The organism is Patulibacter defluvii, from assembly GCF_034096925.1.
Classification (GTDB): domain Bacteria; phylum Actinomycetota; class Thermoleophilia; order Solirubrobacterales; family Solirubrobacteraceae; genus Patulibacter; species Patulibacter defluvii.
Window position 1 is genome coordinate 93,190 of the sequence record NZ_JAWZSQ010000003.1, and the last position, 25,193, is coordinate 118,382.

Sequence of the window (25,193 nt, forward strand, 5' to 3'; positions counted from 1 at the left end):
TGCTCATGACGCTCGATCCGGCGAACGGACCGCTGCACGGCCACACCGCGCTGGTGACCGGCGCCGCCCAGGGGATCGGCCGCGCGATCGCCGCCCGGCTGGCCGCCGACGGCGCCCGGGTGGCGCTCAACGACCTCGGCGGCGACGGTCGCCTGGAGCGGGCCGCGGCCGCGGTCGGCGGGCTGGCGGTCCCGGCCGACGTGGCCGACGAGGCGGCGATCGCCACCGCTGTCGCGACCGCCGCCGACGCCCTCGGCGACCCCGACCTGCTGGTCTGCAACGCGGCCGCGATGGACCTGGAGCCGTTCGGCGACCACGACCACGACCGCTGGTGGCGCCAGGTCGACGTCAACCTGGCCGGGACCTTCCACGCGATCCGCGCCGCGCTGCCGGGGATCCGTCGCCGCGGCGGCGGGCGGATCGTGGTGATCGCCTCCGAGTGGGGCGTCGTCGGCTGGCCGAACGCGTCCGCCTACAGCGCCTCGAAGGCCGGCCTGATCGCGCTGGTCAAGTCGCTCGGGCGCGAGCTGGGCCCGGAGGGGATCGCCGTCAACGCGATCGCGCCGGGGGTGATCGACACCCCGCAGCTCGACCACGACGCCGCCGACGCCGGGGTCGACGCGGCCGAGATCCGCCGCCGCTACGCGGCCGCCGCCCCGTCGGGCAGGATCGGCAGCGTGGACGAGATCGCCGCCGCCGTCGCCTTCCTCTGCTCGCCCGGCGCGGGCGGCCTGGTCGGCCAGGTGCTGCAGCCGAACGGCGGCACCACGCGGGGCCCGGCGTGAGCGATCCGGCGCCGGACCGGCCCCACGGCCCCCCGCGCGAGCCGGCTCCCGCGGACTGGGGCGGCGGTGCGGCCGCGACCGTCCTGCTCTGCTTCGACGTCGACGCCGAGGCGCCGATCCTGGCCGAGGGCGCCCACCACGCGCACGACCTGTCGGCGATGTCGCACCAGGCCTACGGGCCGTTGGTCGGGATTCCGCGGATCCTGGCGATGCTCGACCGCCACCAGGTCCCGGGCACGTTCTTCGTCCCCGGCGCGACCGCCGAGCGGTGGCCGTCGGCCGTCCGCGCGATCGTCGACGCCGGCCACGAGGTGGCCCTCCACGGGCACACCCACGCGACGTTGCCGGGGGTCGCGGCGGACGAGCAGCGGGCCGACTTCGAGCGGGCGCTGGCCGCGCTGCGGGCGCTCGGGATCGAGCCGCGCGGCTACCGGGCCCCGTTCTGGCGCCAGACCGCCGAGACGCTGGCGCTGGTCGCCGAGCACGGGCTGGCCTACGACTCGTCGCTGATGGACGACGACCGGCCCTACCGGCTGCGGGTCGGCGAGCGGGCGATCGCCGAGCTGCCGGTCCACTGGAGCCTCGACGACTGGGAGCAGTACGCGTTCCTGCCCGAGCCGGACGTCGGCCAGCGAATCGTCGCCCCCAGCCGCGCGCTCGAGATCTGGCTCGAGGAGCTGGACGCGATGCGGGCGACCGGCTCGCTCTGCGCGCTCACGGCCCACCCCTTCCTCAGCGGCCGGCCGTCGCGGATCCGGGCCCTGGAGCGGTTCGTCATCGCCGCCCGCGAGCACGGCGACGTCGCCTTCGCCCGCGCCGACGCGCTGGCCGAGCGGGTGCTCGCCGACGCCTAGGCCGGGCGCGGCGTCACCGGCGGTCGGGTCCGGCGCCCGCGCCGGGGCCGGGCGCCGGCGGCGCCCGCCGGCTCGTCCTCGGGCCCGTGCCAGAGCGCCCGCGCCAGCGCCTGCCGCTGGTCGTCGTCGAGGCCGTCGTGGACCGGGGCCAGCCGCGCCGCCAGCGCCGCCCGCGGCTCGTCCGCGCCCAGCAGCCGGCCGATCCGGGCCGCCCGCCGGATCGCGTGGTCGCGGGCCTCCGGGTCGCCGTGGCGGATCACCGTCCGCAGGATCCGCGCCACCGCGTCGATCCGCCGCGCGGCGGCCGCGACCTCGGCCAGTTCGAGCGCCAGGTGCAGCAGCACGTCGCCGGCGACGGTCGGCCCGCGGAGGTCGTCGAGCAGCGCGTCGGCGGCCTCCGGCTGGCCGGCACGGGCGAGCACCAGCGCCAGCCGCAGCAGCCGGTAACCGGTCAGCTCGGCGGCGGCGCGGCCGCGCGGGTCGTCGTCGAGCCCGCTGTAGGCGGCCAGCGCCAGCCGCCGCCAGATCGCGTGGGCCTCGATCGCCTGCTGCGGTTGGCCGCGCTCGCTCAGCCGCAGCGCCGCGTCCAGCAGCCCGGCGCCGATCCGCAGCCGCTCGGCCGGCGGGAGCGGGCGGTCGGCGTGGCGGTGACCCCAGGCCCGCAGCTGCCGCTCGCTGGTGACGGCGGGACCGGGCAGCAGCCGCTCCAGCGCCCGCAGCGGGTCCTCGGGCGCCGGCGGCGGCCGGCGGCCGTGGCGGCGGACGGCATCGGTCAGGGCCGGCGGCGGGTCCAGCTCGCGGGCGGCGAAGGCGGTCGCCAGCGCCCGCAGCTGGTCGCCGTCGGCGTCGCGCAGCCAGCGGTCGAGCCCGTCGGCGGCGATCGCGTGCAGCAGCGGCTCGCCGCGGTCGCCCAGCTCGCCGATCCGCCACAGCGCGTCGGCCCGGCCGGCGGCCGATCCGTGGTCGAGCGGCCGCGGCCGGCGGGCGGCGGCCAGGCAGGCCGGGGTCCCGTGGCAGCGCCGCAGCAGCGCGCCGCCGCGCCGCTCGCCGGCGGCGTCGGCACGGGCGGCGAGCGCATCGACCACCCGCGCCCGCTGACCGGCCGAGAGTCCCCGCCAGTCGCGGGCCCAGGCGGCGGCGACCGGGGCGTGCCAGTCGAACGGCTCGTCGGTCGCCCGCTCCCAGGCGGCGGTCAGCTCCAGGTAGCGGCGGACGGCGGCGGCCTCCAGCTCGGGCGCGTTCCCGGCGCAGAGGGTGGCCAGCAGCTGGGCGGAGAGGGCGGCGTCCCAGAGCGCGAACGGCCGCCGCTCGCCGGGATCGACCGCCTGCACGTGGGCGACCAGCGTGATCCGCAACGCGGCCAGCGCGTCGCCGCGGCCGGGCGGGACGACGCCGTGACGACGGCCGGGCACCAGCGCGTCGTCGGCCCAGGCCCGGCGGTGGCGCTCGCGGATCGCGGTCGCGACCTCCGCCAGCGGGGCCGACCGGCGGCCGCCGGTCCGGCGCCAGAGGGCGTGGGCGAGGGCGGCGTCGTCGGGCGCGAGCGCCACCGCCGGCAGCGGCGAGCGGCCGTGGCGGCGGTGGTCGACGGCGAACAGGCGGACCAGGTCGCCGGCGGTCCAGCGGGCGACGCGGAACCAGAGCGGGCCGCCGTGGGCGGCGGTGGCGGTGAGGACGGCGAGCGCGTCGGCGCGGGCGGTCGCGGGCGGGGTCGGCGCGGCGTCCGCGATCGGCGGGTCGGCGACCAGCGGCACGACCGCCTGGGGATCGACCGGCAGCCGCCGGCGGACGACCGTCGTCCGGCGAGTGAACCGCGCCGGGCGGTCGCGCGGCAGCCGCGCGACGGTCGCCAGGGCGTCGGCCAGCGCCCCGGCGGCGGTCGGGCCGGGACGGGCGGAGGTGATCAGCAGCAGCGGGGCCAGCGCCTCGGCCCGCGGCCGCCGCGAGCCCTCGTCGGGCGCGGGCGGCGGGAACAGCAGCCGTTGCAGCAGCGCCGCGGCGTCCGGGCGGAGGGCGTGCAGGTCGTCGACGTGGACCACCAGCAGCCGCGGTCGCGGGCCGCGCAGGCCGCCGCGGCGGAGCGCGGTCGCCGCCGCGGTCGCCGGGTCGCCGCCGGGCGCGCGCAGCGTCGGCGCGCCGGCCACGTGGAGCGCCCGGTCGAGCGCCTCGGGGCAGCCGAAGCCGGTCCCGACGGTGCGGTCGATCGCCAGCCGGCGGACGTCGGGCAGGCTGCCGAGGGCGGGCGCCAACCGCTGCGCCAGCCGTCCGGCGGCGCCGCCGTCGGGGTCCTCCAGCGCGATCCAGAGGCCGGTACCGGCCGGGCCGCGGGCCAGTTCCAGCGCGCGGGCGCCGACCCAGCGGGCCAGCGCCGGCTCGCCAGCCGGCTCCGCGGCCGGCAGCGGTCGGTCGGCCCGCAGCGCCACGGCTGCCGCTCGACGCCCCCGTCGTCGTTCTCCCTCCCGCACGCGTCCCCCCACGCGTCGCCGATCGCCGCGGTCAGCCGTGGGGGAGGCGGCCCGGCGATCGTCATCACCCAGTTCTGCGCGGCAGCGTATCCGGGGCGGGGGACGCCGGCCAGCGGTGGGCGACGGATAGCGTTCGGGCGACCGCCGCGCGTGGCGCGCGGCCCGACTCCGGGAGATCGCCGTGCGCATCCAGCTGTTCCTCGCCTACTGGCCCTGGTTCTCGCTCGACGAGCAGATCGCGCTCGCCGAGCAGGCCGACCGCGAGGGGCTGGACGCGGTCTGGGTCTCCGAGGCGTGGGGTCAGGACGCGGTCTCGGTGCTCGGCGTGCTGGCCTCGCGGACCGAGCGGGTGGGGATCGGCTCGGCGCTGTTCCAGATCCCGGCCCGCCAGCCGACCGCGGCGGCGATGGCGGCGGCGACGCTCGACGTGATCTCGAACGGCCGCTTCCGGCTCGGGCTCGGCGTCAGCGGTCCGCAGGTCTCCGAGGGCTGGTACGGGGTGCCGTTCTCGCGCCCGCTCGGCCGCACGCGCGAGTACGTCGAGATCGTCCGCCGGGCGCTCGCGCAGGAGAAGGTCGTCCACGAGGGGCGCGAGTGGACGCTGCCGGTGGCCGAGGGCACCGGCCTCGGCAAGCCGCTGAAGCTGATGATCCGCCCGGTCCAGGAGCGGCTGCCGATCTACCTGGGGGCGATCGGCCCGAAGGCGATCGAGCTGGCGGGCGAGATCGCCGACGGCTGGCTGCCGGCCTTCCTCAACCCGCACGACACCGCGGTCCTCTACGACCGGCTGGACGCGGGCCTGGAGCGGGCCGGTCGCACGCGCTCCGACGTCCAGGTCGTCGCCGGCGTCCCGGTGGCGGTCGAAGACACGCTGGAGGCGGCCCAGGAGGCGGTCCGCCCGTGGATCTCCTTCTACCTGGGCGGCATGGGCGCCAAGGACAAGAACTTCTACGTCGACCTCTGCGACCGCTACGGCTTCGGCGATGCCGCGCGCGAGGTCCAGGACCGCTTCCTCTCCGGCGACCGGATCGGCGCCATGCGCGCGGTCACCCCCGACCTGATCGAGGTCGCCGGCATCGCCTGCACCCCCGACGAGCTGCCGGCCCGCGTGCGCGCCTTCGCCGACGCCGGCGTCGACGGCCTCAGCGCGGTCGTCTTCGGCAGCGACCGGGCGCGGACGGTCGGGCTGCTGGCGCGGGCGCAGGGGTAGCCGGTCACAGGGACGGCGGCGTGCTCGTATAGAGGACGTGGGGCGTCCCGACCAGCGAAGCGACCAGGAGCTGCTGCACGCCGCGGGCCGCGAGCCCGAGGCGTTCGGCGTCTTCTACCGCCGGCACGTCGAGGCGGTGCTGGCCTACCTGCTGCGGCGGACCCGGCGTCCCGAGCTGGCGGCCGACGTCTGCGCCGAGACCTTCGCGCTGCTGCTGGAGCGGCTGGACGCCTTCGATCCCGAGCGGGGATCGGCACGCGGCTGGCTGTTCACGATCGCCGGCCACCAGCTGATCGACGCCGTCCGGCGGGGCCAGGTCGACGACCGCGCGCGGCGGCGGCTGGGGATGGAGCGGCGCGAGCTGACCGACCGCGACCTGGCCCGGATCGACGACCTGCTCGACCACGAGGCGGCCGACGCCGTGCGGACCCTGGTCGACGACCTGCCGCCGGACCAGCGCGACGCGCTTCACGCCCGGATCGTCGAGGAACGGGACTACGCCGAGATCGCCGCCTCGCTGGCGGTCTCGGAGGCGGTGGTGCGCAAGCGCGTCAGCCGCGGCCTGGCGCTGCTGCGCGGACAGCTGGGGGAGGTGCGACGGTGAGCGACTTCATCGACGGGCTGGAGCGGGACCTGGTGCGGGCGGCGGCCCGGCGGGCAGGCGTGGCCGAGCCGCGGCGGCTGCGGGGCAAGCGCGTGGGCCGCTGGTCGCTGCCCACCGTGCTGGCGGCGATCGTCCTCTCGCTCGGCGTCACCGCGGGCGCCGCGGCGGCGACCCTGCTGGCGCTGCGCGGCGCGGTGATCCCGGCGCCGGCCAAGGAGGACGTGCCGCCGACCCAGACCCCGGTGCCGACCTCGGCCCGCGTCCTGCCGCTGCGGGTGGAGGATCCCGACGCCGCCGTCCCGCCCTGGACCCTGCGGATCGCCCGCAGCGAGACCGGCTACACCTGCAGCACCGTCGGCCAGGTCCGCGACGGCGCCTTCGGCCTGGTCGGCCTGGACGGTCGCTTCCGCACGATGGCCGAGGGCGTGACCGACGCCTGCGGCGCCGAGCAGCGCGGGCCGCGGGCGACGCTGGTCGGCGCGCGGGTCTTCGACGGCCGCCGGCCGCGGGACGTGCGGACCGTGGTCAGCGGGGTGGCGGGGGCGGGGCTGCGGTCGGTGGAGGTCGACGGCGTCGACGGTCCGCGGCGGCTCCCGGTCGCCTCGGGCGGCGCGTTCCTGACCGTCTACGCCGGCTACCCGGAGAACCTCGGGCTGGTGGTGACGATGACCTTCTCCGGCGGCCGCAGGCAGGTCGAGCCGCTGGGCAGCGACAGCCGGGTGGTGCGCGATCCCGCCGGCGGCAACGCCTGGACGACCGACGGATCCGGCACCAGCAGCGGCGACGCCCGCACCTGCGTCGCCTTCACCTGGGCCCGTCAGAGTCGCCGAGCGCCCACCAGCCCGGCGGCCTGCGGACTGCTGCGCGGGGGCGGCGGACGGGTCGCACCGGACCGCGGCTCGGACGTCTTCTTCGCGATCCGCCGGCTGCGCGCTCCGGTCCGGGCGCTCGCCAGGGGCCAGATCAGCGGCAGCGGACGCTGGCCGCGCGGGCTGGTCCGGACGGCGGTCTGGGGCGTCGGCGGTCCGAACGTGCGGTCGGTGACGGTGCTCGGCGCGCCCGGCGGTCCTCGCGCGGCGTTCCAGCGCTACGGCCGGATCGTGCTCGCGGTGCTGCCGGCCACGGTCGATCCGCGGCGGCTGCGGGTGCGGGTGCGGACCGCCGACGGCCGGGTCCGGATCTATCGCGGCGACACGAACCTGGTGCCCGATCCGGTGCCGGTCCGGCGAGGAGGAGCGGGATGACGCGGACGTGGCTGAGGAGCGGCGCGGTGTTGGTCGCGATCGGCGTCGCCGGCGGCACGGCCGCGGCCGTCGCCCTGCCCGAGGACCGCCCGGAGGACGCGCGCGCCGTCGACGCCCCGGTGCTGCGTCGGGCGGCGGCGCGCCCCGAGCCGTCGCACGACGGAGCCGTCCGGGTGCGGGCGGTCGGTGGCGTGATCGTCGCGGCCCGCGTCGCCGATCCCGCCGGGGGCCCGGACTGGGCGCTGTGGCGCTTCGACGGTCGCCGCAGCTACCGCGACCGCGGCCGCATCCGGCCGCTCGGCGGGCCCCAGCGCTGCACGCAGCTGGTCCGCCTGGATCGCGGACGCCCCGGCTGGTTGGACGGCGTCGGGACGTTCCGTCCCGTCCGCCCCGGCAGCCAGGCGACGCCGCTGGTCTGCGGCAGCCGCCGGCCCGACCAGGGCGGGGTCCCGACGCTCGAGCTGGTGCGGCCGTTGGCCGGCCTCGACGGCCCGGCGCCCCGGATTGCCAGCACGGTGCTGTGGGGCAGTGTCGGGCCGGCGGCCCGGACCCTGCGCGTGCGACTGGGGGACCGGCTGCGTCCGGTCGCGGTCGGGCGCGACGGCGTGGTGCTGGCGACGGTCGACCGGACCGCGATCGGCATCAGCCCGCAGGCGGTCGTCGAGTACCGCGGGCGCGGTACCGTCGACACGGCTCGGCGCGCGGAGCCGGTGATGCGCGACGAGCCGGCCTGGGCGCGCCGCCGGCGAAGCGAGGAGCGGGCCCGTCGGCCGAGGCCCGGTGCGCCGGTGCAGGTCGGGGCGCGAGCGGCTGATCCGGCCGGTGGCCCGCCCTTCGGCGTCGTGGTCGTGCGCGGCCCGCAGGGCTGGTGCATGGGACCGGTGGGGCGGCTGGTGGACGGGCTCGTCGGCAGCATCGACTTCCGACGCGGGCTCCTGCGGGTGCCGCCGGCCGAGGCCGTCCAGTGCGTCGACCCGACCCGCCGTCGGCAGCCGTTGATGTGGTCGATGTCCGGCGGCGACCTGGGGCAGGAACCGGAGCGGGAAGCCGGCGCGTCGGCGCGGGGCCGGATCGCCCGCAGGGTCCTCCCCGACCTGACGGTCGTTTCCGGGCTGTTGCCGCGCGGGCTGCGGACCCTGACGCTGCGCTCGCCGCGCGACGTCCGCACGGTCGCTCCGGAGGCGCCCGCCGGGGCCTACCTGGTCGTCTACGACGGGCGCTTCACCACCGGCGCGCTGCGGATGGAAGGCCGCTTCGCCGACGGCCGGATCCAGCGCGAGATGCTCCGGCTGAGCGGGCTCTGAGCCGGCGGGCCTGCCGTGACCCTCCTGGTCGAGACCCCCGCGGGCGTGCTCCAGATCGAGCGCGTCGGCTCCTACCGGACCTACGTCGCGCGGCTCGACGGCGGCCCGTGGACCGCGTGGGGCGACCTGCGCGGGGTGGTCGCCGAGGCGCTCGGCCGCGATCCCCAGGACGAGGCGGTCACGGCCGTGCTGCGGCCCGCCGCCGCCACCACCTGGTGACCGCCCCCTATCCCTCCGACCCCGACCCCTCCACCGTCACCTGGTAGACCTTCCGCAGGGTCTCCTCGACGCGCCAGGTGGTGCGGTCGCCGGCGCGCAGCACGCCGAGGGTGCCGGGGCGGAGGTCGAGCGTGGCGCCGTCCTCGATCTCGACCGTCGCGCGACCGCTGATCACGACGAACAGCTCGTCGGCCTCGACGTCGGTGCTGACGCCGGGCGTGATCTGCCAGATGCCGCGGACCACGCGGCCGTCGGGCGACGTGTCGAGGGTCAGCTCGGAGACCTGGGGATCACCGTCGAGCACCTGGGATGGATCGAGGTCGACGGGGCCGAGGACGGCGGTGGCGACGTCGACGGCGAAGGCGGGAAGGGTCATTCGGCGAGGGAGATGGTCGAAGGGACGGTCGGGCCGGGCTCAGCTGTCGAAGCCCAGGCCCAGCCGGTCGAGGGTCCGCAGCCACAGCCCCCGCCGGCCGCCGTTGCGGTCGGCCGCGGCCAGGCGGTTGCGGGTCAGCTGGATCCCCGCCGAGCGCAGCGGCTCGGGCGGGAACGGGGTCGGCTTGCGCTGCACGTACCGCAGCCGGGTGGCCTCGGTCTCGCGCCCGTCGACCAGGTCGAGCGCCACCCGGGCCCCGAAGCGGGTCGCGGCCACGCCCAGCCCCGTGTACCCCGCCGCGTACGCCACCCGCCCACGGTGGGCGGTGCCGAAGAAGACCGAGAAGCGGCTGCAGGTGTCGATCGCCCCGCCCCAGCGGTGGCTGAACCGCAGCCCGCGCAGCTGCGGCAGGGCGGTGAAGAGGTGCTGCGACAGCCGTGCGAAGGTCGCGTCGTGGTCGTCGAGCCGCGGCGCCACCGGTCCGCCGTAGCGGTAGACCGCGTCGTAGCCGCCCCACAGGATCCGGTCGTCCGCCGTCAGCCGGTAGTAGTGGAACTGGTTCGCGGCGTCGCCGATCCCCTGGCGGTTCGACCAGCCGATCGACGCCCGCTGCTCGGCGCTCAGCGGCTCGCTCACCAGCACGTAGTCGTAGACCGGCGCCACGTAGCGCCGCAGCGCCCGGACCAGCGGAGGGAAGGCGTTCGTCGCCAGCAGCACCCGCCGCGCCTCCACCCGACCCTGCGCCGTCAGCACCTCGATCCCGCCGGCGGTCGTCTCCCGCAGGTCGCTGGCCGCGCTGTGCTCGTGGATCCGCACGCCGGCCCGCAGCGCCGCCGCCCGCAGGCCCAGCGCCAGCTTGCCGGGGTGGACCAGCGACGCGCCCGTCTGGTCCCAGAGCCCGCCGTGGAGGACCGGCGACGCCAGTTCGGCCCGCACCGCCTCGGCGTCGAGCACGACCGCGTCGTGGCCGAACCGCCGCAGCGCCGCGGCCGCCTCCTCCAGCTCCTCGGCCTGCTCGGGGTGCAGCACCACCTCGAGCTCGCCCGTGTGCTCGAGCTCGGCGTCGATCGCGTGCCGCTCCAGGTCGGCGCAGAGGCCGGCGTGGTTCTCCAGCCCCAGCCGCTCGAGCGTCGTCATCTCGTCGGGGAACCGGCCCAGGCCGTTCTCGATCCCGTGGGTCAGCGACGCGACGCAGAAGCCGCCGTTGCGGCCGCTGGCCCCGAAGGCGCAGGTCTCCGCCTCCAGCAGCAGCACGTCGCGCGCGGGATCGTCGGCCTTCGCGTGGAGCGCCGCCCACAGCCCCGTGAACCCGCCGCCGACGATGCAGAGGTCGGCCTCGGTCGCGCCCACCAGCGCCGGCGCCGGATCGGGGATCGTCACGTCGGTCGCGTCCGGGTCGAGCCAGAAGGGACGCACGGCCGCGTCGGCGTAGGCCGCCCGGTGCTCGGCGGTCGGGGCGGTGCGCGGCCACGGCGACATCGCTCGCCAGGCTAGCCGCGCGCGAGCGATCGGCGCGTGCGACAGGACGTCTGGCGGCTCCCGGCCGGCCGCGACGCAGCGTCCGGGGCGCTCAGCCCGCCAACACCGCCGCCGGGTCCAGCCGACCGTTGTCGCGCAGGGTCCGCACGGTCAGCGTGCCGCGCCACTCGATCGTCCCCGCCGGCGACCACGAGGCCCACTCGACCGGCCAGCCGCCGTCCTCGCGCTGGAGCCCCGCCAGCCGGTCGAGGTCGGCGGCGATCGCGGCCGGGTCGATCCGCGACCGCAGCGGCGTCCCCGGCGTCGGCGCGAAGTCGAGCGGCCGCATCGCCTCGTCCTCGGTCCCGCCCGCGACCGGCACCGTCGCCGACGCCGGCAGCAGGCCCGCCAGCCGCTCCAGCTCGGCCGCCAGCGCCGGGTCGTCGTCGCGCGCGACCAGGGCGTCGAGCAGCTGCAGCACGTAGCGCAGCGTCATCGCCGCGCTGCTGTCGTGCAGCTGCTCGCGCGCCGCTCGCAGGCACCAGCGGGTCGCGCCGACCAGCCACGGGTGCGTGGCCAGCGCCGGGTCGCGACGGGCGATCCGCTGGGCGCCGCCGGCCAGCGCCGCGGTCAGGTGCAGCGACGACCGATCGCGGTCGGCGGCCGCGAACCAGGCCGCCACGCCCGGCCCGTCGGCGTCGGCGGTCGAGAACGGCACCCCGCCGTCCGGCCTCGCCACCGACCCCAGCCAGTCGCAGACGGCGTGGGCCGCGACGTCGCCCGCCGGCCCGGCGTCCTCCAGCAGCTCGAGCGCGTGGAGGGCGCCGATCGGCTGGCTCGACGGGCTGCGCTGGTCCGGCTCCAGCCCGCTGCCGTAGCCGCCGTCGTCGTTGCGGTAGGCGGCCAGCGCCCGCAGCAGCGGCTCGGGCTCGCCGCGGCCCAGGAGCAGCGCCAACCAGCGTCGGTCGAGCAGCCGCGCGTGGGTGGCCAGGAAGGGAACGATCGTCGCGGGGTCCACGATCAGCACCGTAGTCCCGCCCTCCGGCCCCGTCTTGTCGCTTTCGGACGGGCCTGTGGGCAGCACACAGATCGTCCAGTACGGTCGGAGGGAAATTGGACGATCTGCCACGGACCGATCGCGGTTCAGCGGCGATCATGAACCCCCTCGATGCCGATCACCCCCAAGCCCGTCGCCCCGCCCGTCCCCCGGATCACCGTCGCCCAGGCGCTGGCGCTGCCGGTCCTCCGCCGGGCGCTGCCCGACGTGCTCGCCGGGCGCGACCACCTCGATCGGCCGATCCGCTGGGTCCACGCCGGCGAGGTCGCCTACATCGCCTCGATGCTGACCGGGGGCGAGCTGCTGCTGACGACCGGGATGGGGATCGGCCGCCGCGCCAGCGACCAGCGGCGGTTCATCGCCGCGCTGGCGGAGAAGGGCCTGGCCGCGCTGGCGATCGAGCTGGGGCCGACCTTCGCGGCGCTGCCCGACCCGCTGGTCCAGGCCGCCGAGCAGCACGGGCTGCCGCTGATCGCGCTCAACCGCGAGGTCGCCTTCATCAGCGTCACCGAGGCGATCCACACCGAGATCGTCAACGCCCACTACGCGCTGCTGCGGCGCGGCGACGACGTCCACCAACAGCTGACCCAGCTGCTGCTCGACGGCCACGGCATCCCCGAGGTCCTGCGCGCCACCTGCGAGATGCTCGGCAACCCGATCTTCCTCGAGGACGGCGACGGGCGGCTGCTGTTCCACGCCGGCAAGGCGGGCGACGGCGTCGATCCGCTCGACGCCTGGAAGGCCGTCGGCAGCGAGGGCGGCCGGGCGCCGTGGCGGGCCGGGCTGGCGGCGCCGGTGCCGATGGGCGCCAACCAGCACCCCGGGCGGCTGCTGGCGCTGCCCGTCTCCGGCCCGCTCGACGAGATCGCCGAGGTCGTCCTCCAGCGCGCCGCGGCGATCGTGGCGCTGTCGCTGCTGCGCGCCCGCCAGGAGGAGGAGCTGGTCGCCCGCGAGCGCGGCAACTTCCTGGCCGACCTGGCCGAGGGCCGGATCGCGGGCAGCGACGCCGAGCGCCAGGCCGGCTCGATCGGCTTCAGCTCGCAGGCCGCCCAGGTGCTGCCGATCGCGGCCGAGAGCGGCGCGGTCGCCGGCTCGGCCGCCTGGAGCCTGGTCCTGCGCGACGCCCAGGCCGACCTCGAGTCGCGCGGGCTGGCGGCGCTCGTCGGCCAGCGCGACCGCGCCGGCCGGCTGCTGGCGGTGGTGGCGCTGCGCGACTCCGACCAGCGGCAGACGGTGGCCAACGCCGCCGCCCGCGCGATCCGGGTCGCCGCCGAGCGCCGCCTGGGGGCCAGCGACGTGCTGATCGCGGTCGGCGCCGGGGTCCGCTGGCGCGATGCCGGTCCGGCGCTGAAGCTCGCCGCCGAGACCGCCGCCAGCGCCGCCGCGCTGCCGCCCGCCGACTGGCACGACGTCCGCTCGCTGGAGCTGCAGCGGCTGCTCTGGCATTGGCGCGACGACGCCGAGCTGGCCGGCTTCGTCCAGCGGCGGCTGGGCGCGCTGATCGCCCACGACGCCCAGCGCAAGCACCACCTGCTGCCGACGCTGGAGGCGCTCTGCGCCAACGGCTGGCGGAAGGCCGAGACGGCCCGCGCCCTGCACCTCAACCGGCAGGCGCTCTACAACCGGCTGACCCGGATCGAGGAGCTGCTCGAGGTCGACCTGAGCAACCCCGAGCAGACGATGACCCTGCACCTGGCGCTGCGCGCGATGCCGTACGTCGACGGCCAGCGCTGAGGCCCTGAGCGCCTGAGCCCCCTGAGCGCCCGCCCCATTCCCCTCGCGTGGCGGATCGCCCCCGGACGCCGGGGGTCAACCGCCACGCGAGCGGGGGGGGGAGGGCCGATCACCCCGTGCGGGCGATCAGGACGCTGCAGGGGGCGTGGCGGACGACCTTCTCCGCCACCCCGCCGAGCAGGAACCGCCGCGCGCCGCGCAGGCCCTTGCTCCCGACCACCACCAGGTCGGCCCCGCGCTCGCCGGCGACCGCGACCAGCACCGACGCCGGATCCCCGCGCCGGGCCTCGCCGGTCGCCTCGACCCCGGCCGCCAGCGCCGTCCGCTTGGCCCCGTCGACCACCGCCCGCGCGTCGTCGGCGGTGGCGATCATCCAGCCGAGGTCGGAGACGCCCTCCGGCACCGCCCGCAGCCCGGCCGGCAGCACCCCGGCCGCCGCCCCGTAGTAGGCGGAAACGACGTGCAGCGACGCCCCGAGCCCGGCGGCCAGCGTCGCCGCCTCGGCCACGGCCTGGGCGGCGGTCGCCGACCCGTCGCTGCCGACCACGATCCGCGTCGGCACGCCGGCCGCGGGCAGCGGCGCCCGCTCGCCGTGGGGCACCGCGTCGGCCCCGGCCGCCGCCCGCAGGACCGCCCCGAGGACGACGATCGAGCCGCCGGCCGCGGCCTGCAGCAGCGTCCCCAGGTCGCCGCCGATCCCCTCCTCCTCGGGCAGCGCCACCCGCAGCTCGACCACCTCGCCGCGGCGGCTGGTGCCGGCGTCGTCGCCGAGCCCGGAGATCACGTGCATCGCGCCCGGGTTCTGGGCCAGCACCGACGCGGTCAGGGTCGCGATCCCCTCCTCCCGCGCGCGGTCGGCGACCGCCTCCAGCAGCAGCCGGCCGAGGCCCTGGCCCTGCCAGTCGTCGAGCACGGTGACGGCGATCTCGGCCTCGTCGCCGCCCGGCTCCAGGCGGATGTAGCGGGCCACGCCCAGCCCCTCGCCGGTCCGACCGCCACGATCGCCTCGTGGTCGTGGTGGTCGACCTCGGTCAGGTAGCGGAGCATCCGCTGGCTCAGCCGCGGCATCGGACCGAAGAAGCGGGTGTAGCGGGCCTCCTCGCTCAGCCGCCCCAGGCCCCGCTGGAGCGCGTCGCGGTCGTCCGGCCGGATCGGCCGCAGCCAGGCGACGCGCCCGTCGTGCAGGCGGACCGGGCGGTGGGAGGCGTCGGCCACCGGCCCGTTCTACACCACCCCGGCACGGCTGCGGGAGCGCCGGCGGACGATCCGGACCCGACCCCCGTCCCCCCGACACAACGTCTGTCCCCGCGCGGGGGAGTCTCGACGACCTGACCACTGCCCCGCCCCGGGGGCCTGCGTCACGCTCGATCTGGGTCCACCACGCGACCGCCCCGCGCGGTCCCCTGCGGATCCCCCGGAACCCGAGACGAGAGCCCGCCGCATGACGACCGACACCCTGACCGCCGAGGCGACCACCGACGCCCGCACCCTCAAGCTCTACGTCGGCGGCGCCTGGACCGACTCGGCCGCCAGCGACCACCTGGAGTCGCGCGATCCCGCGACCGGCGCGACGCTGGCGCGGGTGCCGCTCGGCGGTGCGGCCGACGTCGACGCCGCCGTCCGCGCCGCCCGCGAGGCCCAGAAGGCCTGGCGCCGCACCGCCCCCCAGGTCCGGGCCCGCGCCCTCTACCGGCTGCGCGACGTGCTCGACCAGCACCGCGAGGAGCTGGCGCAGCTGATCGTCAGCGACATGGGCAAGACCTTCGACGACGCCCTCGCCGAGGTCGGCCGCGGGATCGAGTCGGTCGAGGCCGCGATGGGCGGGGTCCACCAGCTGAAGGGCCAGAACCTGGAGGGGATCGGCAGCGGCGTCGACGTCGAGCTGCACCGCCAGCCGGTCGGCGTGGTCGCCGCGATCACGCCCTTCAACTTCCCGGTGATGATCCCGCTCTGGTTCCTGCCCTACGCGCTGATCACCGGCAACGGCTTCATCCTCAAGCCGTCCGAGCAGGACCCGCTGGCCAGCGAGCGGATCGTCGAGCTGGTCGGTCAGGTCGAGGAGATTCCCGCCGGCCTGGTCAACCTGGTCCACGGGGCCAAGGACGCGGTCAACGCGATCCTCGACCACCCCGGGATCGACGCGGTCAGCTTCGTCGGCTCGGCCGCGACCGCCCGCTACGTCGCCTCCCGCGCGACCGAGCAGGGCAAGCGCGTGCAGGCGCTCGGCGGCGCCAAGAACGCGATGATCGTGATGCCCGACGCCGACCCGAAGCTGATGCCGGCCCAGATCGTCGGCTCGGCCTTCGGTGCCGCCGGCCAGCGCTGCATGGCCGGCTCGCTCGCCGTCCTCGTCGGCACCCAGGAGGAGCAGGATCGCTCGCTGCAGCTGATCGTCGACGCGGCCTCCAAGCTCACCACGGGTCCCGGTGGCGACGCCGCGACCGACGTCTGCCCGGTGATCTCCGCCGATTCCCGCGAGCGGCTGGTCGGCGAGATCGACGCCGCCGAGCGCGACGGGATCCGGATCGCCGTCGACGGCCGCACCGCCGACGCCGGCGCGGGCGGGGCGAACCTCGGCGCGACCGTCCTCGACGGCGTCCCGACCGACCACCGGGTGGCGGTCGAGGAGCTGTTCGGCCCGGTCCTCGGCGTGATCCGCGTCGCGACCCTCGACGAGGCGATCGAGTTCGCCAACAGCAGCCGCTACGGCAACTCGACGATCCTCTTCAGCGAGTCGGGCGGGGCCGCCCGCGAGTTCCGCTACTCGGCCGACGCCGGGATGCTCGGCGTCAACGTCGGCGTCGCTGCGCCGATCGCCTGGATGCCGTTCGGCGGCTGGAACGACTCGATCGACGCCGACCTCTCCGCCAACGGCGAGGACGGCTTCCGCTTCTACACCCGTCAGAAGGTCGTCACCTCCCGCTGGGGCGGGACGTCGGCCGCGCCCGCCGGCGGGATGCGCTTCTAGCGCCGGTCGGGGAGAGAGAGGACAACGACATGGCCACCACCGCCAGCCCGACCCGCCACGACGACCTCCAGCAGTCGGCGCGCGAGCACCTGCTGCTGCACTTCACCAAGCACGCCGCGGCCTACGGGAGCGAGCAGGCTCCGCCCGCTCGCGACCTGCTGGTGCTCGAGCGCGGCGAGGGCCCCTACGTCTTCGACACCAAGGGCCGCCGCTACATCGACGCCCTCTCGAGCCTCTTCTGCTCGCAGATCGGCTACTCGTACGGCGAGGAGATGACCGCGGCGATCGCCGGGCAGCTCTCGACGCTGGCGTTCAACACCAACTGGAACACCGCCCACCCGGCGGCGATCGAGCTGGCCGAGCAGCTGGCCGAGCGCGCCCCCGGCGACCTCAAGCACGTCTTCTTCACCAACGGCGGCTCCGAGGCCGTCGAGTCGATGTGGAAGATGGCCCGCGAGTACTACCGCGCGATTGGCCAGCCGCAGCGGACGAAGGCGATCGCCCGCCACATCGCCTACCACGGGGTGACCCTGGGAGCGCTCTCCTTCACCGGCGTGCCCGGCTTCAAGGAGGGCTTCGGCACCCCGCCGGTCGACGTCACCCACGTCGCCAACACCAACCGCTTCCGCGCCCCCGAGGGCGACGACGAGGCCGCCTTCACCGCCCGTCTGCTGCAGGAGGTCCGCGACGCGATCGCCGCCGCCGGCGCCGACGAGGTCGCGGTGATCATCGCCGAGCCGGTCCAGAACGCCGGTGGCTGCCTGACGCCGCCCGCCGGCTACTGGAAGGGCCTGCGCGAGATCGCCGACCAGCACGGGATCCTGCTCGTCGCCGACTCGGTGATCTGCGGCTTCGGCCGGATGGGCAACTGGCTCGGGATCGAGCAGGAGGGCGTCGTCCCCGACATGGTCACCACGGCCAAGGGGATCACCTCGGCCTACCTGGCCGGCGGCGCGGTCTTCGTCAGCGACAAGGTCGCCGAGGGCCTCTACGACCCCGGCACCGTGCTCCGCCACGGGATCACCTTCGGCGGCCACCCGGCGATGGCCGCGGTCGGCCTGAAGAACATCGAGATCTTCGAGCGCGACGGCGTGCTCGAGAACGTCCAGCAGCACACGGCCTACCTGGGCGCCCGGATGAACGAGCTGCGGTCGCTGCCGATCGTCGGCGACGTCCGCGGCCAGGGCTTCTTCTGGGCGGTCGAGCTGGTCGCGGACGAGGCGGCCACCCGCTTCGACCAGGCCCAGCGCGACGACCTGCTGCGCGGGTTCCTGCCCGGGCGGCTGCTGGAGGCGGGCCTGATCGCCCGCGCCGACGATCGCGGCGACAGCGTGCTGCAGATCGCTCCGCCCCTGATCTCCGACACCGGGGTCCTCGACGAGATCGTCGACCGGCTCGGAGAGGTCCTGACCGACGCCGGCACCCACATGCGGGTCGGCCCTTCCACCACCACCCCCTCCGAGGTTCACTGAGATGCGCGTTGGCGTTGTCACCGAGATCAAGCCGGCCGAGCGCCGGGTCGCCCTGACCCCCGCCGGCGCGCACGAGCTCGCCGACCGCGGGCACGAGGTCCTCGTCCAGGCCGGCGCCGGCGTCGGCTCCGGGTTCGCCGACGCCGCCTACGTGGCGGCCGGCGCGCGGATCGTCGACGAGGCCGAGCAGGTGTGGGCCGACAGCGAGCTGCTGCTGAAGGTCAAGGAGCCGATCGCTCCCGAGTACGAGCTGCTGAACCCGAACGCGACCCTCTTCACCTACCTGCACCTGGCGGCCGCCCCGGCGCTGACCGAGGCGCTGGTCAAGTGCGGCACGACCGCGATCGCCTACGAGACGGTCACCGGTCCGGGCGGCAAGGGCCTGCCGCTGCTGGCCCCGATGTCCGAGGTCGCGGGCCGCCTGGCCGCGCAGGCCGGCGCCTACTTCCTGCAGGCCCCGCTCGGCGGCCGCGGCGTGCTGATCGGCGGCGTCCCGGGCGTCGCCCCGGCCCGCGTGGTCGTGATCGGCGGTGGCGTCGTCGGCACCAACGCGGCCCGGGTGGCGGTCGGCATGGGCGCCGAGGTGACGATCCTCGAGCGCTCGATCGCCCGCCTGGTCGAGCTGGAGCAGTACTTCGACGGCCGCGCCCGGGTGCTGATGAGCGACGCCCTGACCCTCCGCGAGGAGGTCGCCCACGCCGACGTCGTGATCGGCGCGGTGCTGGTGGCCGGGGCCGCCGCGCCGAAGCTGATCTCGCGCGAGATGCTGTCCGAGATGCGCTCGCGGGCCGTGATCGTCGACGTCGCCATCGACCAGGGCGGCTGCGCCGAGACCTCGACCCCGACCACCCACGACGACCCGACCTACCTGGTCGACGACGTCCTCCACTACTGCGTGGCGAACATGCCGGGCGGCGTCCCGGCGACCTCGACCCGCGCGCTGACCAACGCGACCCTGCCCTACGTCAAGGCGCTGGCCGACCACGGCCCCGACGCCGCCTTCGACGCGATGCCGGGCCTGCGCGACGGCGTCAACGTGCGCGACGGGAAGATCACCATCCCGGCCGTCGAGGAGGCGCTCGCCGCCAGCAAGGCCGCGGCCTGATCCAGGCCGTGGGACGACCGGCGGGCCGCCTGCCCGCCGGTCGTCCCGCTCCCGCTTCACCCCCCGCCATCCCCCCAGCCCGAGACCCCGCCCCGCGGAGCCCCGAATGAGCACCACCGGAGTGACCACCCTGCAGAACGTCGTCGGCGGCCAGCTGGTCGACGCCACGACCGACGCGTTCGAGGACGTGATCGACCCCTCCACCGAGGAGGTGATCGCGCGGGCGCCGCTCGGCGGCCCCGAGGACGTGGTGCGCGCGGTCGACGCCGCCCGCGGGGCGGCCCGCGAGTGGGGGCGGACGACGCCGGCCGAGCGCCAGACCGCGCTGCTGGCGATCGCCGACCTGCTCGACGAGCACCTGGACGAGATCGCCGACAGCGAGGCCCGCGACGCCGGCAAGCCGCGCGGCGTCTCGCGCGACGAGATCGCCCTCTCCGCCGACCACCTGCGGTTCTTCGCCGGCGCGGCGCGCAACCTCGAGGGCAAGGCGGCCGGCGAGTACGTCGAGGGCTACACCTCGTTCGTCCGCCGCGAGCCGCTCGGCGTGGTCGGCCAGATCACGCCCTGGAACTACCCGTTGGCGATGGCGATCTGGAAGATCGGCCCGGCCCTGGCCGCCGGCAACACGATCGTCCTCAAGCCGTCGGAGCTGACGCCGCTGACCACCGTCCGGCTGGCCGAGCTGGCCGCGCAGGTGCTGCCGGCCGGCGTCTTCAACGTCATCACCGGCCACGGCCGCCCGGTCGGCGAGGGGATCGTCACCCACCCGGCGGTGCGGCTGGTGTCGCTGACCGGCTCGGTCGCGACCGGCAAGGCGATCGCCCGCGCCGCCTCCGACACGCTGGCCCGGACCCACCTGGAGCTGGGCGGCAAGGCGCCGTTCGTCGTGCTCGACGACGCCGACCTCGACGCGGTCGTCGAGGGGATCAAGGTCGGGGCCTTCTACAACGCCGGCCAGGACTGCACCGCGGCCTGCCGCGTGATCGCCACCGCCGGCATCTACGACCAGCTGATCGAGGCGCTGGTGCCGGCGGTCGAGTCGATCCGGATCGGCGAGCCGTTCGGTCCCGAGGGCGACCAGGTCGAGCTCGGCCCGGTGATCTCGGCGGCCCAGCGCGACAAGGTGCTCGGCTTCGTCGACCGCGCGGCCGAGGAGGGCGGCCAGGTGGTGACCGGCGGCGAGCGGGCCGGCGAGCGCGGCTGGTTCGTGCGCCCGACGGTGATCGCGAACCCCGCCCAGGACAGCGAGATCGTCCAGCGCGAGGTCTTCGGCCCGGTCGTCTCCGTCCAGCGCGCCGCCGACGAGGCGCAGGCGCTGGAGTGGGCCAACGACACGATCTACGGCCTGGCGTCGTCGATCTGGACCCGCGACGTCGGCTCGGCCCTGCGCGCCACCCGCGAGCTGAACTTCGGCTGCGTGTGGGTCAACGACCACCTGCCGTACCTCTCCGAGATGCCGCACGGGGGCTTCGGCGAGTCGGGCTACGGCAAGGACCTGTCGATGTACTCGCTGGAGGAGTACACGCGGGTCAAGCACGTGATGGCCAACCTGCGCTAAGGACCGGTCTGAGCGGCGGCCGCGCTCAGGCCGGGGGAGGACCCTCGGCCAGCGCGGCCCGGGTCGCGTCGGCGATCGTTCGTCCGGCGACGGCCAGCGGCTCGCCGCTGCGGAGCGCGCGGGCCAGGACGAAGGCGCCCTCGAGCGCGCCGATCATCGCGATCACGAGCCGCCGCGCCGTCGCCGGCTCGACGCCCTCGTGGATGAACCAGGCCGTGCCGCCGTCGATCCAGCCGCTGAAGACCTCGGCCGTCGCCTGCCGCAGCGGCTCGTTGGTGCTGGCCACCTCGAGCGCGACGGTCGCGATCGGGCAGGCGTCCTGGTAGTCGCTCGCCTCCAGGTCGACGGCGGCCTGGGCGAAGAACCGCTCGACCCCGGTCACCAGGTCGGGGGCGGGACCGAAGATCGCCGGCAGCAGCTGGGCGTACATCGCGCCGGCGGTCCGGATCACCTCGCCGCCCAGCTCCTCCTTGCCGCCGGGGAAGTGGTGGTACAGCGACCCGAACGGGGCCTCGGCCCCGGCCAGGATCTGCTTCAGCCCGGTGCCGGCGTAGCCCTGGCGGCGGAACAGCTCGGCGGTGGTGACGAGCAGGCGCTCGCGGGTGCTGGGGCGGGTCATGGCGTTGCCACAGCATGCCCGATCTGCGAGGCTGTCGCTAGAGCGATCTATCTAGTCCCTCCCAGGAGTCCCCGAGATGCCCACCGCGACGCTGACCGCCGGACCGATCGACTACGAGGACAGCGGCCCGCCGCCGGGGGTGCCCGACGCGCCGACGGTCGTCCTGCTCCACGGCCTGCTGATGGACGGCACGCTGTGGCGGAAGGTGGTGCCGGGTCTGCGCGACGTCGCCCGCTGCGTGGTGCCGACGCTGCCGCTCGGCGCCCACCGGACGGCGATGGATCCCGACGCCGACCTCGAGGTGCGGGGGATGGTCGGCCTGGTCGCCGAGCTGCTCGAGGCGCTCGACCTGCGCGACGTGGTGCTGGTCGGCTGCGACTGGGGCGGCGCGCAGCTGCTGGTGACGTTCGGGCTCGACGAGCGGGTCGGCAGCCTGGTGCTCTGCCCCTCGGAGGCGTTCGACAACTACCCGCCGGGGCTGCCGGGCAAGAACGCGGCGCTGGCGGCACGGATCCCGGGCGGGATCCTGGCGGCGCTGACGGCGATGCGCTGGCACCCGATCCGCCGCTCGCCGCTCGGCCTCGGCTGGCTGAGCAAGCGCCCGGTCCCGCGCGAGGTGACCGATGCCTGGCTGCGCCCGGCGCGCGTCGACCGGGCGGTCCGCCGCGACCTGATCAAGTACGGCCGTACGCCGTACGGCAAGCTGCCGCTGGAGCGGTGGGCGGCCGAGCAGGCACGGTTCGCCGGCCCGGTGCTGGTGGTCTGGGCGACCGAGGACCGGATGATGCCCCGCGACCACGGGCGGCGGCTGGCCGAGCTGTTCCCGCGGGGGCGGCTGGTCGAGGTCGACGACAGCTACACGCTGGTGCCCGAGGACCAGCCCGAGCGGCTGACCGAGGAGCTGCGCCGGTTCCTGGCCGAGGACCTGGAGGGCTCGACGGCGGAGGCCGGACGCGCGACGATGCGGCCATGATCCTGCCGCGCGCGGTGGCCCGCTTCAACAAGCACGTCAGCAACCCGATCCAGCGCAACTGGGCCTGGCTGCTACCGCCGTGGGCGACGATCCGCCACCTCGGCCGCCGCAGCGGCCGGCCCTACCTGACCCCGGTGGTCGCCCTCCGCAGCCACGGCGGCGTCGCGATCGCGCTGGTCTACGGCGAGCGCTCCGACTGGGTCCGCAACGTCCTCGCCGGCGGCGGCGAGCTGACCCGCCGCGGCCGCCGCTACCGGATGGTCGACCCGCGCGTGGTCGACGCCGACGACCGCACCGCCCTCGGCCCGCTGGCCCGCTCCGCCGCCCGCGTCCCCGGCCGTGCGCTGGTCTGCGAGCTGGAGCCGCTGCCCGGCGGCGGGCGGCCGCGGGTCTAGGCGCCCGCCCAACCGGCGTCACTCCACCCCTTCCCTCCGGAAGTGGCGTCAATCCACTCCGGATAGCGGGGTGGAATGACGCCAGTTCGCGAGGGTGGGGGTGAGATGACGCCAGTTCGGCCGGCCCCTCAACCCCGCTCCGCTCGCTGCGCCTGCGCCACCCCCGGCAGGTCGGCCCCGTAGCCGGCGTCTTGCTGCCAGGGATGGCGTCCGCGGGCTCGGCGCCAGCCGTAGCTCAGCCGGCCGTGGGTGTTGCAGAGGTGCCAGACCGCGTGGACGCTGGCCGGGAGCGAGGTGTTCCAGAAGCTGCCGGGCAGCGGGTCGAGGGGGCGGGGCTCGGTCAGCTCGACGTCGGCGGCCACCCAGCCCTCGCCGTCCTCGTAGGCCAGGCGGCCGAGGCTGCGGCCGGACGCGTCGGTGATCTGGGTCTCGCCGAGCATGATCGTCGGCCAGGCGATCGCGTTGATCATCGGCGTCCGCATGGTGATCGCGCCGACGTGCGAGGGGTGGACCGCCGGCACGCCGACCAGCCGCGCCATCCGGCCCGGCGTCTCGCGCGCCAGCTGCAGCATCGTCGCGTGGTCGCGGTCCCAGAACCACGGCCGGGTCAGCGACCACTGGGGGAACGAGGGGAAGCACATACCCCCGGCCAGCAGCCGCACCCGCCCGCGCAGCCGCGCCGCCGTCCGGGTCCGGATCCACTCGAAGCCGTTGGCGACGCCGATCGGGCCGGCCGCGGTCGCGGCGATCCCCTCGTCGCGCCCGGCCGCGTAGAAGGCGTTCTCCCACATCGACGGCTGGTCCTTGTCGTGCAGGTGCGCGGTCCCGTCGGGCTCGACCACGTAGTAGGTGTTGAACGTGTCGCGCCCGCGGATCGTCAGCGCCCCCGCCCCGATCACGCAGTCGTGCTCGCGCGCCAGCCGCCGGTAGAGCGCCAGCGCCGCCCCGTCGACCGGCAGCGCGCAGGTCCGCATCGCCGGGTGGCAGACGTTCGGCGTCGTCGAGACCTCGGGCAGGAACAGCATCCGCGGCTGGTGCTCGCGGACCGCCTGCCCGATCACGTCCTCGATGTGGCGCAGGTTCGCGTCGACCTCGCCCAGCCGCACGGCCAGCTGGACGGCGACGACCCGGGTCGTCTCGGCGGCGCTCATCGCTCAGGCCGCGACCGGCGGGGCGGGCACGGCGCCCGCGGCCTCGTCGATCGCCTCGTCGAGCGGGGCGGCGACCTCCCCGCGGACCTGGTGCGGCGGCCGCTCCGGCCACTCGACGATCGGCCGCTCCGACGCCCGCGGCCGGTCGTCGCGGAAGCGGTCGGCCCACTCCTCGCGCCAGACGTCGGCGTCGATCCGCAGCTCCTCGACCACCTCGCGCAGCAGCGCCCGCCGGTCGACCCCCGGCCGCAGCGCCGCCCGCGCCGCCAGCTTCGCCCCCCGCCACGGACTCAGGATCCGGTGCGGGCTGGCCGTCGCGCCGAGCGCCCCGCCGCGGTCGAACAGCCGCGCCAGCCACGGCTCGCCGTCGAAGCCGTCGAACGCCCGCAGCGCCTCCTTGAAGAGCGGCGAGGGCAGCCCCAGCCGCGACTCCTTGTTGCCCCAGTGGTAGGTCGCCCGGCACTCGCGGTCGCGTCGCCGCTCGACCGCCGCCAGCGCCGCGTCCAGCCGCCGCGGGTCGTCGAGCACCGGCGCCGCGCCCTCGCCGAGCAGGCGGCCGAACCGCAGCGCGTCGCGGATCCCCTGCCCGACCGCCGGATCCTTGAAGTGGCCGGCGTCGCCGCAGAGCGCCCACCCGGGACCGCTCGAGCGGCGGAAGTACGAGGCGGTGTCGGTGGTGCTGCGGATCTTCGTCGGATCGCCACCGGCGCCGACCCGCTCGGCCGCCGCCGGGTTCTCCGCCAGCCGCGCCGCCCACGTGCCCTCGGGATCGGCCCGGAACGCGGAGACGTCCTCGCGGGCGCCCATGAACAGCACCAGCATCCGGTCCTCGGGGCAGGGGAAGACGAAGACGTGCGACTCGCGCTGGCGGAACTGGACGACGGTCGAGCGCCACTCCGTCCCCAGCTGCGGGTCGTCCATGTAGCGGTAGGCGGCGCCGCGCTGCGGCAGCGATCCGCGGTACGGCCGCTCGGCCCCGACCGCGCCCGCCACCGCCGAGCGCCGCCCGTCGGCCCCGACCACCAGCGCGCAGGCGACCTCGTACTCGCCCTCCGGGCCCCGCACCCGCACCCCGCAGGCGCGGCCGTCGCGCCACAGGACCTCCAGCAGCGTGGTCCGCTCGCGGACGTCGACCCCGGCCTCGCGGGCCGTCTCCACCAGCGCGTGGTCGAACGACCAGCGCGGCACCGACTGGGCGTAGTCGATCCCGTCGATCGGCTCCCAGCGGTTCGAGCAGCTGACGCCGTCGGCCACGATCCGGGCCACCAGCGCCTTCGGCGGGTCGCACTCGCGCTGGATCCGCTGCAGCGCCCCGAGCCGCTGGACCTCGGCCACCGCCGACGGGAAGTTGACGTGGGTCGAGAGCGTGTCCGACGGGAAGCGGGTGCGGTCGATCGCGATCACCGAGCGGCCCAGCCGGGCGAGGGCGATGGCGGCCGCCGACCCGGCGCAGCGGGCGCCGACGACGACCACGTCGACCCGCTCCGGAGTCGGACGGGCGGTGGCCCCGGCGGGGCGCTTCGAACGGGCGGAGGAGGTCATGCGGCAACGCTCCCACCGCGCTCCGCCCCCGCCCATGGGCCGAAGGATGGCAATCCGTCTGCCGGCGGACAGCAACGCCCTATCGGCGGGCCCGGGGCGG

The 25,193-nt window shown here is 76.4% G+C and carries 22 protein-coding genes; 14 read left to right on the forward strand and 8 right to left on the reverse strand.

Annotated elements, in window-relative coordinates; genetic code table 11:
- The first annotated feature begins 5 nt into the window (after positions 1-5).
- Both SH587_RS04455 and SH587_RS04460 read left to right on the forward strand, forming a co-directional pair.
- Positions 6-785, forward strand: coding sequence for an SDR family NAD(P)-dependent oxidoreductase (locus SH587_RS04455; RefSeq protein WP_320669368.1), 780 nt, complete (start codon positions 6-8; stop codon positions 783-785).
- The gene (locus SH587_RS04460; protein ID WP_320669369.1) at positions 782-1,639 is read left to right on the forward strand and encodes a polysaccharide deacetylase family protein; all 858 of its coding nucleotides are present in this window, start codon (positions 782-784) and stop codon (positions 1,637-1,639) included. Before SH587_RS04455 ends, SH587_RS04460 begins: the two co-directional genes overlap by 4 nt.
- Here the strand turns inward: SH587_RS04460 and SH587_RS04465 are convergent.
- Complete coding sequence (locus SH587_RS04465; protein WP_320669370.1) at positions 1,636-4,062, reverse strand: hypothetical protein; 2,427 nt, start codon at positions 4,060-4,062, stop codon at positions 1,636-1,638. The two genes, SH587_RS04460 and SH587_RS04465, sit on opposite strands and share 4 nt — an antisense overlap.
- Positions 4,063-4,285: 223 nt before the next feature.
- Here SH587_RS04465 and SH587_RS04470 point away from each other — a divergent pair, with 223 nt between their 5' ends.
- From SH587_RS04470 to SH587_RS04490, 5 genes are read left to right on the forward strand one after another with little or no spacing between them, the layout of a single operon-like run.
- Positions 4,286-5,314, forward strand: a complete 1,029-nt coding sequence (locus tag SH587_RS04470) for an LLM class F420-dependent oxidoreductase (RefSeq protein ID WP_320669371.1) — start codon at positions 4,286-4,288, stop codon at positions 5,312-5,314.
- 37 nt (positions 5,315-5,351) lie between these two features.
- Positions 5,352-5,918 carry an RNA polymerase sigma factor gene (locus SH587_RS04475; protein ID WP_320669372.1) on the forward strand — a complete coding sequence of 189 codons (567 nt, stop codon included), beginning with the start codon at positions 5,352-5,354 and terminating at the stop codon, positions 5,916-5,918.
- Entirely contained in the window at positions 5,915-7,162 is a 1,248-nt protein-coding gene (locus SH587_RS04480) for a hypothetical protein (protein ID WP_320669373.1), read from the forward strand. Before SH587_RS04475 ends, SH587_RS04480 begins: the two co-directional genes overlap by 4 nt.
- A 26-nt stretch (positions 7,163-7,188) precedes the next feature.
- The gene (locus SH587_RS04485; protein ID WP_320669374.1) at positions 7,189-8,466 is read left to right on the forward strand and encodes a hypothetical protein; all 1,278 of its coding nucleotides are present in this window, start codon (positions 7,189-7,191) and stop codon (positions 8,464-8,466) included.
- Between the two features lie 15 nt (positions 8,467-8,481).
- Positions 8,482-8,685 carry a hypothetical protein gene (locus tag SH587_RS04490; protein WP_320669375.1) on the forward strand — a complete coding sequence of 68 codons (204 nt, stop codon included), beginning with the start codon at positions 8,482-8,484 and terminating at the stop codon, positions 8,683-8,685.
- 7 nt (positions 8,686-8,692) lie between these two features.
- Here the strand turns inward: SH587_RS04490 and SH587_RS04495 are convergent, their stop codons facing one another.
- From SH587_RS04495 to SH587_RS04505, 3 genes are all read right to left on the reverse strand, one after another.
- Entirely contained in the window at positions 8,693-9,061 is a 369-nt protein-coding gene (locus SH587_RS04495; RefSeq protein ID WP_320669376.1) for a cupin domain-containing protein, read from the reverse strand.
- Between the two features lie 39 nt (positions 9,062-9,100).
- Positions 9,101-10,540, reverse strand: coding sequence for an NAD(P)/FAD-dependent oxidoreductase (locus tag SH587_RS04500; RefSeq protein WP_320669377.1), 1,440 nt, complete (start codon positions 10,538-10,540; stop codon positions 9,101-9,103).
- Positions 10,541-10,631: 91 nt separating this feature from the next.
- Positions 10,632-11,537, reverse strand: coding sequence for a hypothetical protein (locus SH587_RS04505; RefSeq protein WP_320669378.1), 906 nt, complete (start codon positions 11,535-11,537; stop codon positions 10,632-10,634).
- 150 nt (positions 11,538-11,687) lie between these two features.
- Here SH587_RS04505 and SH587_RS04510 point away from each other — a divergent pair, with 150 nt between their 5' ends.
- Positions 11,688-13,310, forward strand: coding sequence for a PucR family transcriptional regulator (locus tag SH587_RS04510; RefSeq protein ID WP_320669379.1), 1,623 nt, complete (start codon positions 11,688-11,690; stop codon positions 13,308-13,310).
- A gap of 109 nt (positions 13,311-13,419) precedes the next feature.
- Here the strand turns inward: SH587_RS04510 and SH587_RS24595 are convergent, their stop codons facing one another.
- Positions 13,420-14,850, reverse strand: a complete 1,431-nt coding sequence (locus SH587_RS24595) for a GNAT family N-acetyltransferase (protein ID WP_375341730.1) — start codon at positions 14,848-14,850, stop codon at positions 13,420-13,422.
- On the opposite strand from SH587_RS24595, the gene mmsA reads away from it, so the two are divergent.
- The 4 genes from mmsA to SH587_RS04535 all read left to right on the forward strand — a co-directional run bounded on the left by mmsA (position 14,752) and on the right by SH587_RS04535 (position 20,413).
- Complete coding sequence (mmsA, locus tag SH587_RS04520; RefSeq protein ID WP_320669381.1) at positions 14,752-16,278, forward strand: CoA-acylating methylmalonate-semialdehyde dehydrogenase; 1,527 nt, start codon at positions 14,752-14,754, stop codon at positions 16,276-16,278. The genes SH587_RS24595 and mmsA overlap by 99 nt on opposite strands.
- 29 nt (positions 16,279-16,307) lie before the next feature.
- Complete coding sequence (locus tag SH587_RS04525) at positions 16,308-17,750, forward strand: aspartate aminotransferase family protein (protein WP_320669382.1); 1,443 nt, start codon at positions 16,308-16,310, stop codon at positions 17,748-17,750.
- Between the two features lies 1 nt (position 17,751).
- Positions 17,752-18,855: an alanine dehydrogenase gene (ald, locus tag SH587_RS04530; RefSeq protein WP_320669383.1), complete on the forward strand. Its 1,104-nt coding sequence runs from the start codon at positions 17,752-17,754 to the stop codon at positions 18,853-18,855.
- A gap of 106 nt (positions 18,856-18,961) precedes the next feature.
- The gene (locus SH587_RS04535) at positions 18,962-20,413 is read left to right on the forward strand and encodes a gamma-aminobutyraldehyde dehydrogenase (RefSeq protein ID WP_320669384.1); all 1,452 of its coding nucleotides are present in this window, start codon (positions 18,962-18,964) and stop codon (positions 20,411-20,413) included.
- A 25-nt stretch (positions 20,414-20,438) separates the two neighbouring features.
- Here the strand turns inward: SH587_RS04535 and SH587_RS04540 are convergent, their stop codons facing one another.
- A complete protein-coding gene (locus tag SH587_RS04540) occupies positions 20,439-21,032 on the reverse strand; it encodes a TetR/AcrR family transcriptional regulator (RefSeq protein WP_320669385.1) in 594 nt (197 codons plus the stop codon).
- Positions 21,033-21,108: 76 nt separating this feature from the next.
- Here SH587_RS04540 and SH587_RS04545 point away from each other — a divergent pair, with 76 nt between their 5' ends.
- Positions 21,109-22,005: an alpha/beta fold hydrolase gene (locus SH587_RS04545; protein WP_320669386.1), complete on the forward strand. Its 897-nt coding sequence runs from the start codon at positions 21,109-21,111 to the stop codon at positions 22,003-22,005.
- The gene (locus SH587_RS04550) at positions 22,002-22,400 is read left to right on the forward strand and encodes a nitroreductase family deazaflavin-dependent oxidoreductase (protein ID WP_320669387.1); all 399 of its coding nucleotides are present in this window, start codon (positions 22,002-22,004) and stop codon (positions 22,398-22,400) included. Before SH587_RS04545 ends, SH587_RS04550 begins: the two co-directional genes overlap by 4 nt.
- 128 nt (positions 22,401-22,528) lie before the next feature.
- Here SH587_RS04550 and SH587_RS04555 read toward each other — a convergent pair whose 3' ends face one another.
- Both SH587_RS04555 and SH587_RS04560 read right to left on the reverse strand, forming a co-directional pair.
- A complete protein-coding gene (locus SH587_RS04555) occupies positions 22,529-23,551 on the reverse strand; it encodes a carbon-nitrogen hydrolase family protein (RefSeq protein ID WP_320669388.1) in 1,023 nt (340 codons plus the stop codon).
- 3 nt (positions 23,552-23,554) lie between these two features.
- Positions 23,555-25,093, reverse strand: a complete 1,539-nt coding sequence (locus SH587_RS04560; protein WP_320669389.1) for an NAD(P)/FAD-dependent oxidoreductase — start codon at positions 25,091-25,093, stop codon at positions 23,555-23,557.
- Positions 25,094-25,193 lie beyond the last annotated feature (100 nt).

Bases quoted from the DNA above. Each gene is read 5' to 3' on its own strand.
- SH587_RS04545 (WP_320669386.1), top strand. From the start codon at position 21,109: ATGCCCACCGCGACGCTGACCGCCGGACCGATCGACTACGAGGACAGC.
- SH587_RS04550 (WP_320669387.1), top strand. From the start codon at position 22,002: ATGATCCTGCCGCGCGCGGTGGCCCGCTTCAACAAGCACGTCAGCAAC.
- mmsA (WP_320669381.1), top strand. From the start codon at position 14,752: ATGACGACCGACACCCTGACCGCCGAGGCGACCACCGACGCCCGCACC.
- SH587_RS04495 (WP_320669376.1), bottom strand. From the start codon at position 9,061: ATGACCCTTCCCGCCTTCGCCGTCGACGTCGCCACCGCCGTCCTCGGC.
- SH587_RS04535 (WP_320669384.1), top strand. From the start codon at position 18,962: ATGAGCACCACCGGAGTGACCACCCTGCAGAACGTCGTCGGCGGCCAG.
- ald (WP_320669383.1), top strand. From the start codon at position 17,752: ATGCGCGTTGGCGTTGTCACCGAGATCAAGCCGGCCGAGCGCCGGGTC.
- SH587_RS04525 (WP_320669382.1), top strand. From the start codon at position 16,308: ATGGCCACCACCGCCAGCCCGACCCGCCACGACGACCTCCAGCAGTCG.
- SH587_RS04510 (WP_320669379.1), top strand. From the start codon at position 11,688: ATGCCGATCACCCCCAAGCCCGTCGCCCCGCCCGTCCCCCGGATCACC.
- SH587_RS04500 (WP_320669377.1), bottom strand. From the start codon at position 10,540: ATGTCGCCGTGGCCGCGCACCGCCCCGACCGCCGAGCACCGGGCGGCC.
- SH587_RS04555 (WP_320669388.1), bottom strand. From the start codon at position 23,551: ATGAGCGCCGCCGAGACGACCCGGGTCGTCGCCGTCCAGCTGGCCGTG.
- SH587_RS04540 (WP_320669385.1), bottom strand. From the start codon at position 21,032: ATGACCCGCCCCAGCACCCGCGAGCGCCTGCTCGTCACCACCGCCGAG.
- SH587_RS04560 (WP_320669389.1), bottom strand. From the start codon at position 25,093: ATGACCTCCTCCGCCCGTTCGAAGCGCCCCGCCGGGGCCACCGCCCGT.
- SH587_RS04455 (WP_320669368.1), top strand. From the start codon at position 6: ATGACGCTCGATCCGGCGAACGGACCGCTGCACGGCCACACCGCGCTG.